Origin of the sequence: Streptomyces adelaidensis, from assembly GCF_016598475.1 — a bacterium.
Lineage (GTDB): Bacteria > Actinomycetota > Actinomycetes > Streptomycetales > Streptomycetaceae > Streptomyces > Streptomyces adelaidensis.
On record NZ_JAEMUX010000065.1, the window covers coordinates 36,574 to 50,154 of the forward strand.

7 protein-coding genes and 3 pseudogenes are annotated in these 13,581 nt (G+C 72.7%); 7 read left to right on the forward strand and 3 right to left on the reverse strand.

The features are described from left to right. Positions 1–14: 14 nt before the first annotated feature. The 6 genes and pseudogenes from I8N67_RS43105 to I8N67_RS29855 form a co-directional block, all read left to right on the forward strand. Positions 15–356: pseudogene (locus tag I8N67_RS43105) on the forward strand (STAS domain-containing protein); the annotation flags it as partial. Between the two features lie 117 nt (positions 357–473). After that, positions 474–860, forward strand: coding sequence for an STAS domain-containing protein (locus I8N67_RS43110; protein ID WP_372443824.1), 387 nt, complete (start codon positions 474–476; stop codon positions 858–860). Then, the gene (locus I8N67_RS29840; RefSeq protein ID WP_200307335.1) at positions 853–3,339 is read left to right on the forward strand and encodes a hypothetical protein; all 2,487 of its coding nucleotides are present in this window, start codon (positions 853–855) and stop codon (positions 3,337–3,339) included. Before I8N67_RS43110 ends, I8N67_RS29840 begins: the two co-directional genes overlap by 8 nt. Positions 3,340–3,777: 438 nt before the next feature. Continuing rightward, positions 3,778–7,551 (forward strand): ABC transporter ATP-binding protein, encoded by a 3,774-nt coding sequence (locus tag I8N67_RS29845; protein ID WP_200307346.1) that lies wholly within the window; start codon positions 3,778–3,780, stop codon positions 7,549–7,551. Positions 7,552–7,648: 97 nt separating this feature from the next. Next, positions 7,649–8,041 (forward strand): hypothetical protein, encoded by a 393-nt coding sequence (locus I8N67_RS29850; RefSeq protein ID WP_200307336.1) that lies wholly within the window; start codon positions 7,649–7,651, stop codon positions 8,039–8,041. Positions 8,042–8,373: 332 nt separating this feature from the next. Then, positions 8,374–9,804 carry a S28 family serine protease gene (locus I8N67_RS29855; protein ID WP_200307337.1) on the forward strand — a complete coding sequence of 477 codons (1,431 nt, stop codon included), beginning with the start codon at positions 8,374–8,376 and terminating at the stop codon, positions 9,802–9,804. Between the two features lie 57 nt (positions 9,805–9,861). On the opposite strand, the gene I8N67_RS29860 is transcribed toward I8N67_RS29855, so the two are convergent. The 3 genes and pseudogenes from I8N67_RS29860 to I8N67_RS29870 all read right to left on the reverse strand — a co-directional run. Continuing rightward, positions 9,862–12,132: a serine/threonine-protein kinase gene (locus I8N67_RS29860; RefSeq protein WP_200307338.1), complete on the reverse strand. Its 2,271-nt coding sequence runs from the start codon at positions 12,130–12,132 to the stop codon at positions 9,862–9,864. Positions 12,133–12,262: 130 nt separating this feature from the next. Continuing rightward, entirely contained in the window at positions 12,263–12,925 is a 663-nt protein-coding gene (locus I8N67_RS29865) for a hypothetical protein (protein WP_200307339.1), read from the reverse strand. A 114-nt stretch (positions 12,926–13,039) separates the two neighbouring features. Beyond that, a pseudogene (locus I8N67_RS29870) lies at positions 13,040–13,441 on the reverse strand (glycoside hydrolase family 3 C-terminal domain-containing protein); the annotation flags it as partial. 4 nt (positions 13,442–13,445) lie between these two features. Here I8N67_RS29870 and I8N67_RS43115 point away from each other — a divergent pair. After that, positions 13,446–13,581, forward strand: a pseudogene (locus I8N67_RS43115) (IS200/IS605 family accessory protein TnpB-related protein); the annotation flags it as partial.

The window sequence follows — 13,581 nt, forward strand, 5'->3', positions numbered from 1 at the left end:
GCAGTGCCGAGGTGATGGGGGGCCAGGTGCAACCGAAGGTGTCGTACGCGGAGCAGTCCAGCGACATCACTGTCGTGCGGCTCGAACGCGACGACCGAGGCAGTGCGCTCGACATCCACTCCGCCCCCGAACTGCGCACAGTCCTGGCGCGGTTGGTCGAAGAGGGGCGGCTGATCCTGGTCGTCGACCTGAGCGCGATCGACGACGTCGACAGCACGGGCCTGGGCGTGCTGGTCGGCGGCCTGAAGCGCGTGCACTTCAAAGGCGGAACGCTGTCGTTGGTCGTGACGAACGACCGGTTGCGGGCCATTTTGTCCAAGACCGCCCTCACGAAGGTCTTCCGCGTCCACGACGACGTGCCGAGCGCGGTCGCGACGCTCGTCGCCGACTACGCGGAGGAAGGCATCGAGCAGCGGCTCGCGGCCATCGAGGAGCGGAAGGCCCGTAAGCGGCGGGCGACGGAGGAAGGCATCATGGTCTCGGGTGACCACACGTACGAACACGTCACCGAGGACATCACGTTGGTGAACGTCATGAGCAGAGATCCGGGCGGTGAGATATCCGTCTACACGGCGCCGACCCTGCGCGAGCTGCTCGTGGACCTGATCAACCAGGGACGGTACTTCCTGGTCGTGGATCTGACGTCCGTCGAGCTCCTGGACTCGACCGGAGTGGGCGTTCTCGTCGGCGCTCTGAAGCGGCTCCGCGCCCACGACGGCACGATCGCGCTGGTCGTGGAGTCCGAGCGGGCACTGAAACTGTTCCGGATCACCGGGTTGACCAAGGTGTTTCCCATCTTCGCCACGGCGGACCCGGCCGTCGAGTTCCTCGGCCGTGAGGTGCCCACGGCGCATGCTTGACGGTGAGACGCGTTGGCGCACCGCCCGCCAATGGGACCCCGTACGCCTGGGAGTCCGCCCCGCCCCCGGCCCGGACGGCACCGCCGACCTGCTGTTGCCGGAGTACCTCCTGCGCCCGCACGACGAGACCCTGCGGCAGCGGCTGGCGCGTACGGCGGCGACGAACGACGCCGTGTTCGTGCTGCTGGTGGGCGGTTCGGCGAGCGGCAAGACCCGGGCCGTCTATGAGGCGGTGGCGGCCATCCTGCCCGACTGGCCCGTGCTGCACCCCGCCGACGCCGACGAACTGACCGCCGCGGACGTCGGCCCGCGCACGGTGCTGTGGCTCGACGAGACACAGCGCTATCTGAGCGGGGCCTCGGGGGAGAAGGCCGCGCGGGCGCTGGGACGGCTGCTGGACCGGGTGGCGCCGCTCGCCGTGGTGGGCACCATGTGGCCGGAACACCTGCGGCGACTGACGGAGAACCGCCGGGGCATGGAGGACGAATCCCCGCACACCCGGGCGTTGCTGACGGGCCGTCACGCACAGATCACGGTGCCGGACACGCTGTCCGGCGACGCCTCGGCGGTAGCCGCGGCAGCGGCCCGTGACCCGCGACTCGCCGCCGCCGTACGGGCGGCAGGGCCCGGCAACCGCGTGCTGCAACACCTCACCGGGGGACCGGAGCTGGTGCACCGCTGGGACATGGGCCCGGGCAAGTGGTTCACCGCTCCCGAGCACGCCGTGCTGACGGCGGCCGTCGAGGCACGCAGGCTCGGCCACGCCAGCGCCGTACCCGCGGGGCTGCTGAAAGAGGCCGCGGCCGGGTTCATGGACTCCACCGCCCGTGCGACCGCGGGCAAGGAGTGGTTCCCGGCGGCCATCGGCGCGCTGACGACGGCGGGACGCGGTCCGGCGCCGCTGATCGCGGAACGGCACGAGCCGGGCGTCGGCGACCCCGACAGCTACCGCCCGGACGACTACCTCGAGCAGCACATCCGCCGGGTCAGGGCGCATCGGGCGCCGCCGGCCGAGTTCTGGACCGGCGCCGCCTGGGCCAGGACCGCCGACGACCTCCACGCCTTCGGACGGGCCGCCGGACAGCGCCGCCGCTACGGCTGTGCCGCCGCGCTGTACGAGATGGCCGTCGAGCGGGGCCACGGCCGGGCCCGGGCCGCCTGGACGGTGCTGCGGGAGACCACCGACGGCTGGGCCGCCGCCGAGGAGACTGCCGCGACCGACCCCGTCGCCTGGGCGGCCCTCGCGATGTCGAGGGAGAGCGGCGGCGACAGGCCCGCCGCCTACGACGCGTACCGGCACGCGGCCGGGGCGGGCGATGTGTGGGCCTGGTCGGCGATGGCCCGGATCCGCGAGGAGGAGGGGGACCCGGCCGCCGCGGACGCCGTCGCGGCCCTGGCAGCGGCGGCGGGGCAGCCACTCGCCTGGCGGACGCTGGGCCGGATGCGCGCGGCCCACGGCCCGGCGGCGGCCAAGGCGTTCGAGCAGGCGGTGAGCGTCGGTGACGGGTGGGGGCACATCGGGCTCGCACAGGTCGCCGAACGCGCGGGTGACCTCCCCGAGGCGGTGGAGCACGCCACCCGGGCGGCCGAGGCGGGCGTCACGGCGGCCTGGGCGCGTCTCGTACGGCTGCACCGGTCGCTCGGTGACCATGAGTCGGCGGTGGCCGCGGCCACCGGGGGCGCGGACGCCAAAAACCCCGAAGGCTGGTCCCTCCTCGCTCAACTGCGTGATGCGGACGGGGACCTGCCGGGGGCCGAGGCCGCCCATCGCGAGGCCGCGGCCCTCGGTGTCGGCGCGGCCTGGCGTGAGCTGGCCCTGCTCGCCGAGTCGGACGGCGACCGCGTCGCCGCCGAGGAGGCCGCCGCGCAGGCGGTGCGCACCGGCGATCCGGAGGCCTGGACCGCCCTGGCCGAGGCCCGCGCAAAGCGCGGCGACGACGCGGGAGCCGCACACGCCGCCGCGGAGGCGGCGCGCGCCGGTGACGTGGAGGCATGGATCACGCTGGCGCGCGGCCGGGAACGTGCCGGGGACGCGGAGGGCGCGGAGCGCGCCGCAGACCTGGCCGCGGACCGGGGCTCACCCGCGGCGTGGGCCGCGCTGTCCCGGATGCGGGAGCGGGCGGGGGACCGGGACGGATCCCGGCGAGCGGTGCTGCGGGCCGCCGCCCTGGGCGCCCTGGACGCCTGGACCGCACTGGGCCGCGTGCGTGAGGCACTGGATGACACCGCCGCCGCGGAACGCGCCTACGTCCGTGGCTGCGCGGCCGGTGACACGGAGGCGTACGCCGCGCTCGGCACCCTCTACCTGGAACAGGGACGGTCGGCCGAGGCCTGCGCCGCCTACCGGTCGGCCGTGGACGCGGGACTCCCCGACGCCTGGGAAGGGCTGCTGTCGGCGTTGGCGGTTCAGGCGCCCCGCGCGACCTCGGCGCAGACGGTGAGTCGGCTGCGCACGACGGGACTGCCGGCGCAGGGGTGAGCCGGAGCCGGCGGCGTGAGCCGGTGATGCCGGGTGGACCGGGGCAGCCGGGGCGAACGGAGGCCGGGCGAGTGCGGCGCGTCGGCGTGCGTGCCGCGAGCCGGTGCCGCTGAGGTACGGGAGGCGGCCGGGTCGTCGGGCAGACGCCCGGCGGCCAGGGCTCTGATCGCGGCGGCGACAAGCGGCCTCAGCAGCCAGCAGCCAGCAGCCAGTAGCCGGAAGCACGGGGCGCAGCCCCCGTGCTTCCGGGGCGCGGGGAACTGCGCGACCAGCCCCCACCGGACCCGCACCCACCCACCCCACCCCACCCTCCCCAGCCGACCGCAGAGCGGAATCGTTGCGGCGGGATGAAATCCGCTGCTCCGCGCGTTGGTGCCTTCCGGAAGACCATGACGACAGGGAGGGCACCGCGTGGCCGCGCGACAGGGGGAGGAAGCCATGGAGGGCCCCGTAGGGGACGGCTCCGCAGGGGACAAGGCCGGCTGGGCCCGCCGGCTCGCCGGGTACGCCTGGCGGCACCCCAAGGACGTGATCCTCGCCCTCGGCTCGTCGCTGGCCGGCATGGCCCTGATGGCGCTCGTCCCCCTGGTCACCAAGGTGATCATCGACGATGTCATCGGCGACCGGACCCGGGACATGGGCCCCTGGGCGGCCGCCCTGATCGGCGCCGCCCTCCTCGTCTACGTCTTCACCTACATCCGCCGCTACTACGGCGGCCGCCTCGCGCTCGACGTGCAGCACGACCTCCGTACGGAGATGTACGGGACGATCACCCGGCTCGACGGGCGCCGTCAGGACGAGCTGTCCACCGGGCAGGTCGTCGGCCGCGCCACCAGCGACCTCCAGCTGATCCAGGGCCTGCTCTTCATGCTGCCGATGACCATCGGCAACTTCGTGCTGTTCCTGATCTCCCTCGTGATCATGGCGTGGCTGTCCCTGCCCCTCACCCTCGTCGCCCTCGCCGTCGCCCCGGCCCTGTGGTGGATCGCCGAACGCAGCCGCACCAAGCTGCACCCGGCCACCTGGTACGCCCAGGCCCAGGCCGCCGCCGTCGCGGGTGTGGTCGACGGCGCCGTCAGCGGCGTACGCGTGGTGAAGGGTTTCGGGCAGGAGGACCAGGAGACGGGGAAGCTGCGGGAGGTCGGCCGCCGGCTCTTCGCGGGGCGGCTGCGCACGATCCGCTTCAACGCCCGGTACACCCCCGCCCTCCAGGCCGTCCCCGCCCTCGGCCAGGTCGCCATGCTGGCCCTCGGCGGCTGGCTGGCCGTGCGGGGCCACATCACACTCGGCACCTTCGTCGCCTTCTCCACCTATCTCGCGCAGCTGGTCGGCCCCGTCCGCATGCTCGCCCTGGTCCTGACCGTCGGCCAGCAGGCGCGGGCCGGCACCGAGCGCGTCCTTGAGCTGATCGACACCGAGCCGAGCCTCACGGACGGCTCGAAGACCCTCCCGGCGGACGCGCCCGCGACGGTCGAGTTCGACGACGTGTCGTTCGGGTATGACCATGCCCCCGGCAAGACCAGCCCGGTGCTGAACGGGCTGAGCTTCGAGATCCGGCCCGGCGAGACCCTCGCGGTCGTCGGCTCCTCCGGCTCCGGCAAGTCGACCGTCTCCCTCCTCCTCCCGCGCTTCTACGACGTGACGCGCGGCGCCGTCCTCATCGGCGGCCACGACGTCCGCGAGCTGACCTCCGACTCGCTGCGCGCCGCGATCGGCCTGGTCCCGGAGGACTCCTTCCTCTTCTCCGACACGGTCCGCGCCAACATCGCGTACGGCCGCCCGGACGCGACCGACGAGCAGATCGAGACCGCCGCCCGTGCCGCCCAGGCCCACCGCTTCATCGCGGAGCTGCCCGACGGCTACGCCACCAAGGTCGGCGAACACGGCCTCACCCTCTCCGGCGGCCAGCGCCAGCGCGTCGCCCTCGCCCGCGCGATCCTCACCGACCCGCGCCTCCTCGTCCTCGACGACGCGACCTCGGCGGTGGACGCCCGCGTGGAGCACGAGATCCACGAGGCGCTGAAGCACGTCATGGAGGGCCGAACGACCCTCCTCATCGCCCACCGCCGCTCCACCCTCGGCCTCGCCGACCGCATCGCCGTCCTCGACGAGGGCCGCCTCGCCGACGTCGGCACCCACGAGGAGCTGGAGCGCCGCTCCGCCCTCTACCGCCGCCTCCTCACCGACCCCGACGAACTGGGCGGCGTCTCGCCCGGCCACCTCCCCCGGACCACCCTGGCCAAGGCCGACGACAGCCCCGTACGGGATTCGATACGCGACGAGCTGGACGCCGAGTTCGACGCCGAGCGCGGCATCACGCCCCGGCTGTGGACCGGCGACCGGGAGCCCAGGGACACCGCCTTCGACGGCACCCCCGCCACGCCCGAACTCCTCGCCCAGGTCGAGGCGTTGCCCCCGGCGACCGACATCCCCGGCATCGACGAGGCCGGCGCGGTCGCGCCGGAGGAGTCGTACGGCCTGAAGCGGCTGTTGCGCGGCTTCGGGCCGGTGCTCCTGGTCAGCCTGGGGCTGGTCGCGGTGGACGCCGGCATGGGGCTGACGCTGCCGGTGCTGATCCGGCACGGCATCGACCAGGGTGTCTCGCAGGCGGCCCTTGGCGCGGTCTGGGCCGCGTCGGTGCTGGCGCTGGCGGCGGTCGTCGTCCAGTGGGCGGCGCAGATCGGCGAGATGCGGATGACCGGCCGTACCGGCGAACGCGTCCTGTACTCCCTCCGCCTGAAGATCTTCGCCCAGCTCCAGCGGCTCGGACTCGACTACTACGAGCGGGAGTTGACGGGCCGGATCATGACCCGGATGACGACCGACGTCGACGCCCTCTCCACGTTCCTCCAGACCGGCCTGGTCACCGCCTTCGTCTCCGTCGTCACCTTCTTCGGCATCATGGTCGCCCTGGTCGTGATCGACGTACAGCTCGCCCTCGTCGTCTTCGCGACGCTCCCGCCGCTGATCGTCTGTACGGTCTACTTCCGCCGGGCCAGCGTGAAGGCGTACGAGCTGGCCCGTGAGCGGGTGTCCGTGGTCAACGCGGACCTCCAGGAGTCGGTGTCGGGGCTGCGGATCGTGCAGGCGTTCCGCCGCGAGCGGGACGGCGGCGCGCGGTTCGCGGCGGGCAGCGACAGCTACCGCGAGGCGCGCGTCCACGGCCAGTGGCTGATCTCGGTCTACTTCCCGTTCGTGCAGTTCCTGTCCTCGGCCGCCGCCGCTGCCGTCCTGATCGTGGGCGCCCACCGCGTCGACGCGGGCACCCTGACGACCGGCGCCCTGGTCGCGTACCTCCTCTACATCGACCTCTTCTTCGCCCCCGTCCAGCAGCTCTCCCAGGTCTTCGACGGCTACCAGCAGGCCACCGTCTCCCTGGGCCGCATCCAGGAACTCCTCCAGGAACCCACCTCCACGACGGACGCCGCCGAGCCGCTGGAGGTGCTGTCGCTGCGGGGCGACATCGCCTTCGAGGACGTGGACTTCGCGTACGGCGCCTCCGTCGAAGGGGAGGCGGCCCTCAGCGGTGTGCGGCTGACGATCCCCGCCGGGCAGACCGTCGCCTTCGTCGGCGAGACCGGCGCCGGCAAGTCGACCCTCGTCAAGCTGGTCGCCCGCTTCTACGACCCGACCGGCGGCCGGGTCACGGTCGACGGCACCGACCTGCGCGACCTGGACATCACCTCCTACCGCCACCGCCTGGGCGTCGTCCCGCAGGAGGCGTACCTCTTCCAGGGCACGATCCGCGACGCCATCGCCTACGGCCGCCCCGACGCCACCGACGCCGAGGTCGAGGCCGCCGCCCGGGCCGTCGGCGCCCACGACATGATCGCCACCCTCGACGGCGGCTACCTCCACGACGTCGCCGAACGCGGCCGGAACCTCTCCGCGGGCCAGCGCCAGCTGATCGCCCTGGCGCGGGCGGAGCTGGTCAACCCCGACATCCTGCTGCTCGACGAGGCGACGGCGGCCCTGGACCTGGCGACGGAGGCCCAGGTCAACCACGCCACCGACCGCATCGCCGGCCGCCGCACCACCCTCGTCGTAGCCCACCGCCTCACCACCGCCGCCCGCGCCGACCGCGTCGTCCTCATGGACCACGGCCGCGTCACCGAGGACGGCACCCACGACGAGCTACTGGCGCGGGACGGGCGGTACGCGGAGCTGTGGCGCACCTTCGTGGGCGAGCCGGAGGCGGCCCGGCCCGCCTGACACCCGGCGTCCACGTGGATACCAAGCATCCGCGCAACCGTTCGACCCACGTCCTGCGTCCGTACCTCAGTACGCATCTGTGGCGGGAGGGGCAAAGGTGAGCAGGCGTGGAGCGCGTCGGCCGACGGCGCTCGTGCTGGCCGTGCTGACGCTGGCCGGGCTGCTGACGCTGGCCGCGCCGGTGGAGAGCGCGCAGGCGGCGGCCGTCGTGTCCTGTGGCGGGCGCAAGGTACGGACGCTGACCTTCGACGCCGGGACCGTGCGGGTCTACCGCAAGGGCAGCCGGTACGTGTGCGCCGTGCTCGTAGCCAAGAAGAAGGCCGGGTCGCGCACGGCGAGCGTCCGCATCCGGGCCTGGGGCGGCCAGTGGGTGCGCAACAAGAAACACCCCGCGGGCCCGGTGACCGTACACGCGGGCCGGCGCAGTGTGCGCATCCACGCGAGCGTCGGCACGAAGACATACGACTCGGGCTGGATCCGCCGCCCGTAAGGGGCACGGGGAACCGCGCGCCCGTAAGGGGCACGGGGAACCGCGCGCCCGTAAGGGGCGTGGGGAGCCGTGCGAGCAACCCCCACCCCCATAGGGGCGCGGGGAACTGCGCGAACAACCCCCACGGCCGGCAGCCGCGACACGACCCGAGCCACCCCACCCGGAGCGTGAATCCACCAGGGCCCGCCATCCCACCCCGCGTCGCACACAGGGTTTTCCCTACCTCCGCCATCTCCGCCTGAGAACAGTCCAGTTGGCCCCATTCCTCCCTGGTGCCCAGCCGACCACTCCGATAGCTTCCGGCGCACAGCTGCTGCATAGGGGAGATACGCATGCGCAAAGCACTCAGATGGGTGCTGTCGCTCGTGGTGCTCATAGGCACGTTGAGCACGGCGGGGGCGGCCACCGCCGCGGAGCCGGACACCGCTGACATCAAGGACCGACTGCTCGCGATACCCGGCGTGAGCCTGATCGAGGAGAAGCCCTACCCGGGTTACCGCTTCTTCGTCCTGGGCTTCACACAGCCGGTGGACCACCGGCACCCGGCGAAGGGCACGTTCCAGCAGCGCGTCACCGTGCTGCACAAGGACACGGCCCGCCCGACGGTGTTCTACACCGGCGGCTACAACGTCTCCACGGCCCCCGGCCGCCGCGAGCCCACGCAGATCGTGGACGGCAACCAGGTGTCCATGGAGTACCGCTTCTTCAGCCCGTCCCGCCCCGACCCGGCCGACTGGTCCAAGCTGGACATCTGGCAGGCGGCGAGCGACCAGCACCGTATCTTCAAGGCGCTGAAGAAGATCTACTCGAAGAAGTGGATCTCCACCGGCGGGTCCAAGGGCGGCATGACCGCCACCTACTACGAGCGCTTCTACCCCAAGGACATGGACGGCGTCGTCGCCTACGTCGCCCCCAACGACGTCGTCAACAAGGAGGACTCGGCGTACGACCGGTTCTTCGGACAGGTCGGCACCGCGGAGTGCCGCGACCGGCTGAACGCCGTGCAGCGCGAGGCGCTGGTGCGCCGGGAGCCGCTGGAGAAGAAGTACGCCGAGGTCGCCGCCGCCGAGGGCTTCACCTTCGACACCGTCGGCAGCCTGGACAAGGCGTACGAGGCGGTCGTCCTCGACTACGTGTGGGGCTTCTGGCAGTACAGCTTGCTCGCGGACTGCGACAGCGACGCCATCCCGAAGGACGCCAAGTCCGCGACGGACGACGAGATCTGGACGTCCATCGACACGATCTCCGGCTTCTCCTTCTACACCGACCAGGGCCTGGAGCCGTACACGCCGTACTTCTACCAGGCGGGCACGCAGCTGGGCGCGCCGACGATCGACTTCCCGCACATCGAGAAGAAGTACATCCGCTACGGCTACCAGCCGCCCCGGAACTTCGTCCCGCGTGACATCAAGATGAGGTTCCAGCCGTACGCCATGCGGGACGTCGACACCTGGGTCCGCCACAACGCCAAGCAGATGCTCTTCGTGTACGGCGAGAACGACCCGTGGGGCGCCGAGCCGTTCCACCTGGGCAAGGGCGCCCGTGACTCGTACGTCTTCACGGCCCCCGGCGCCAACCACGGCGCCAACGTCGCCGGTCTCGTCGAGGCACAGAAGGACCTGGCCACGGCACGGATCCTGCAGTGGGCGGGCGTCGCCCCGGCCGCCGTCCAGGAGGACCCGAGCAAGGCGAAGCCGCTGGCGAAGTTCGACTCCGAGCTCGACAAGCGCGATGTCGAGCGGGAGCCGGCGCTGAGGCCGTAACCCGCCCGAACGGTAAGCGAGTCGGGCCCCGGTGCCGCCGCCCAGCGGCACCGGGGCTCAACTCCGCTCGGTGTCCAGCGCCACCCAGCCCACCTTCGTCGACGGGGCGTAGATGACGCCGCCCGCCACCATCGGCTCGGTGTCCAGGCCCGTCACCATGCCGCTGTCGTCCTCGACGGTCGGCACGCTGTGCTGGTAGAGCAGCTTGCCCGTGCGTGACTCGAAGACGGCGACGTCACGGGTGTTGGCGACGTAGACGCGGTCCCCGGCCTGGACGGGCGGTGCGTCGGCCGGGCCCAGGCCGGGCAGGGGCCGGCGCCACAGCTCGGTCCGCCGGGCCGTGTCGACGGCGACCAGTTCGCCGCCCGTCTGGGTGGGGGCCACGAACAGCACCCGGCCCGGCGTCACCGACAGCTCGGGTGCCCCGATCTGACCGCCGCCCAGGTTCGCGTCGACCTCGGTGCGCACCCCCTTGGCGTCGGCCGCGAGTTCCTGGCTCAACAGGGTGCTCTCCGCGCTCTCGTCGTTCACCACGACGCAGTACAGCCGGGTCGTGCCGCCCTCTTCGAGCAGTGCCTGGCTGCCGGGTTCGCACGGCGCGGACAGCTTGAACGCGGCGACCTGCTCGCCGGTGCCCGTGTCGACGACCGTGACGAAGTCCTCGCCGAGACCGTCGTCGGTGACGCCGGTGAACACATGGAGCCGGTCGCCGACGACCCGCAGCGCGGGCGGATGCCCGGTGCCGCCCTCGGGGGCGCCTCGCGCCGACAGCGTCCAGCTCTCCCGGCCCGTGCGCGCGTCGACGGCCTGGACCAGGCCGCCGTGGTCGACCACGTACACCCGTTCGCCGTCGGTGATGAGCCGCTGGGTGAGTAACGCCATCGCGTAGCGCCACTTCACCTTGCCGTCGGCGAGCGAGAGACCGACGATGCGGTCGCCGACGTTGACGACCGCGATGTCGTCGACGACGACCGGCGTGTTCTGGCCGTACGACGACGCCTCGTCGGTCCGCCACAGCTCCTTGCCGGTCGCGGCGTCGATCCGGACCGTGCGGTCGCCAACGCACACCAGGGACGACTCGGCGTACACGCAGTCGCTGTTCTGGAGGTTGTACTGCCACTGCCGCCAGCCGTCCGGGCGGCGCTCGGGGCTGTCGTGGTACGTGAAAGTGAAGCCGCCCGAGCCGGACTGCGTGCTCGCGTACGCGGCGGACCCCTTGGGCTGTGTGACGGCGCGCGCGCTCCGGCCGGGCTTCCCGCTCGGGGACCCGGCCGAATCCGAGCCGCCGCCCCCGCCGACGTCCTCGCCGCCGCGCAGCCCGTACAGCAGTCCGCCCGACAGCGTGGCGACCGCCACCACCGCGGCCGCCACGGCGAGGACGAGCCGCCGACGCCGCCGGGGCGGGGGAGTGGCCGCGGAGCCCGCGCCCGTGGTCACGGGCGGCGCCGGAGAGCGGGGGGCCGGCGAGCGCAGCACCACGGTCTCCGGGGAGTCGAGGACGGCCGGGTAGGACGTGCTCTGCAGCAGGGTGAGCAACTCGTCCGCGTCCGGGCGCCCGTCCGGCTCCTTGGCCATGCAACGCTCGACCACCGGCAGCAGCCAGTCGGGCACCCCCTCCAGGTCAGGGGGTTCGTGGACGAGCTGGTACGCCACCGCGTACACGTCCGTGGCATCGAACGGCACATGGCCGCTCGCCGCGTACGTCAGCACCGAGCCCAGCGAGAAGATGTCGCTCCGCGGTCCGACGTCCTTCTGGGCGCGGATCTGTTCCGGTGACATGAACGGCGGGGTGCCCACCGTGACCCCCGTGCCCGTGGGCATGTCGGCGTCGGCGGCGCGCACGATGCCGAAGTCGATGACCCGGGGGCCGTCGGCGGCGAGCAGGACGTTGGCCGGCTTGAGGTCACGGTGCACTATGCCGGCGCGGTGGATGTCGCGCAGCGCCTCGGCGAGGCCGGTGGCGAGGCGGTACAGCTCCTCGGCACCGAGGGTGGGCCCCAGCTTGATGCGCTGGTCCAGCGGCTGCCCCGGTACATAGAGGGTGGCCATCCAGGGCGGGTCGGCGTCCGGGTCGGCGTCCACGACCGGCGCGGTGAACGCCCCGCTGACCTGCCGGGCGGCGGTCACCTCGCGCCGGAAACGGTGCCGGAAGTCGGGCTGGTGGACGAGATTGCCGAGGATCACCTTGACGGCGACCTGGCGGCCCGAGGGAGACGTACCGAGATAGACGCGGCCCATGCCGCCGGAGCCGAGAAGGGAGTCGATGCGGTAACCGGGAATCTCCGGCAGCTCCTCCTTGCCCGGAGCACCCTGAGCATCCTGGGCCATCGTCCCCCCACCGTCGTCGTACGGTCCGTGAGCGGATGATATCGATCCGGTACGACGGAGTGTGGAGGGATGTGCGGCCAGCTGGGTTTCGACTCGATCCTCGCCCACATGTGGCCAGTTACCCGACCGTTCACACGGGTACGGCGCATCCCACCGGTTTGCTGCCGCCCAACTGGACATACAGCTCAGTCGAGTCCGGGCACCGCGACTTCGTGCCGACCGCCGCCGTGACCCGGTACTCCGGGGCGTGCTTGCCCGTGCCGTCGCAGGCGGTCTCGCGGACCTCGCCCCGCCCGGTGCCGTAGACGCAGTCGCCGACGATGGTCCGGGGCCCGCCTCCGCCGCCGGGGTCGCCCGGGTGCGGCGGCTGGAGCTTGCGCATACAGGCGTAGCCCTGGGGGACGGAACCGTCGCCGTCCTCGTCCGCACCGGTGGTGAGCCGGGACTCGCTGATGTGGAGGACGAAGTCGGTGGTCGGCGGGCAGAGCGGCCCCTGCGCGACCCGGCCCTCGTGCCGCGCCACGACCCGGGCGGCGGCGCGCTCGCCCACGCAGGGCACCTCGGTGAAGCTGGTCGTCCCGAACGAACTGCACTCGTCGACCCCGAGGAACACGGTCCCGTAACCGGACGGCAGGTTCGGCGAGGTGGTCGTCACCGCCGTCACCGCCGTCGCCGTCGGCTCCTCGGACCTGTCACCCGCACCGCCGGACAGGACCTGACACCCCGAGAGCGCGGACGCCGCCACAGCCAGCGCGACGGCCGAAGCCCACACCCCGGTACGCACCCTCCGCATGGCATCCCCCCGACGAACCCCCGTCCAGCGTGACCCGCCACCGGGGGCCACGCCAGGCGGACCGGGCGCTTTGCGTCAGTTGGGGACGGTGTGTACGAGGCGGGCGGCGTAGGTTCAGTACGTCAGCCCGTGCCCGATCGGGTGGAGCACCGCCCCCGGATCGTCGGCCCGTTGCACCGGCACCGGCAGCTTCCCGCGCGGCGCCACCCGCCCGGCCAGCACCCGCGCCGCCGCCCGCACCTCGACGTCCGTCCACGAGTACGACGCCAAGTAGCCCTTGAGGTCCGGCAGTTGGGCCACGTCGTACGGGTTCCGGATCGCGATCGCCACCACCGGAACACCGGTGGCGATCAGCCCTGCGACGAGGGTCTTCTGACTACTGCCCGCCGTCACGTTGTACGTCCCCACGACCACCGCGTCCTTGCCGCGCGCGGCGGCGACCGCCCGGTCGACGACGGCCTGCGTGGGAGCCGTACCGGTCGACAGGGCGGTCGTCGTGAAGCCGAGGGCGGCGAGTTGGCTGACTGTTGCGCGGGCGGATCGCGAGGCCGGCATCGTGCACGTCGTACGCGGCGGCAGGCAGCTCGCCCGCACCCGACAGCATCTGGAGGCGGCTCAGCTCACGGAGTCCGCGTGGCGGGGGCGTTGGGAGGCGG

What these genes read in the sequence shown, in the direction of transcription:
- I8N67_RS29840 (WP_200307335.1), top strand. Translation starts at nt 853, where the DNA reads ATGCTTGACGGTGAGACGCGTTGGCGCACCGCCCGCCAATGGGACCCC.
- I8N67_RS29855 (WP_200307337.1), top strand. Translation starts at nt 8,374, where the DNA reads ATGCGCAAAGCACTCAGATGGGTGCTGTCGCTCGTGGTGCTCATAGGC.
- I8N67_RS29860 (WP_200307338.1), bottom strand. Translation starts at nt 12,132, where the DNA reads ATGGCCCAGGATGCTCAGGGTGCTCCGGGCAAGGAGGAGCTGCCGGAG.
- I8N67_RS43110 (WP_372443824.1), top strand. Translation starts at nt 474, where the DNA reads ATGGTCTCGGGTGACCACACGTACGAACACGTCACCGAGGACATCACG.
- I8N67_RS29865 (WP_200307339.1), bottom strand. Translation starts at nt 12,925, where the DNA reads ATGCGGAGGGTGCGTACCGGGGTGTGGGCTTCGGCCGTCGCGCTGGCT.
- I8N67_RS29845 (WP_200307346.1), top strand. Translation starts at nt 3,778, where the DNA reads ATGGAGGGCCCCGTAGGGGACGGCTCCGCAGGGGACAAGGCCGGCTGG.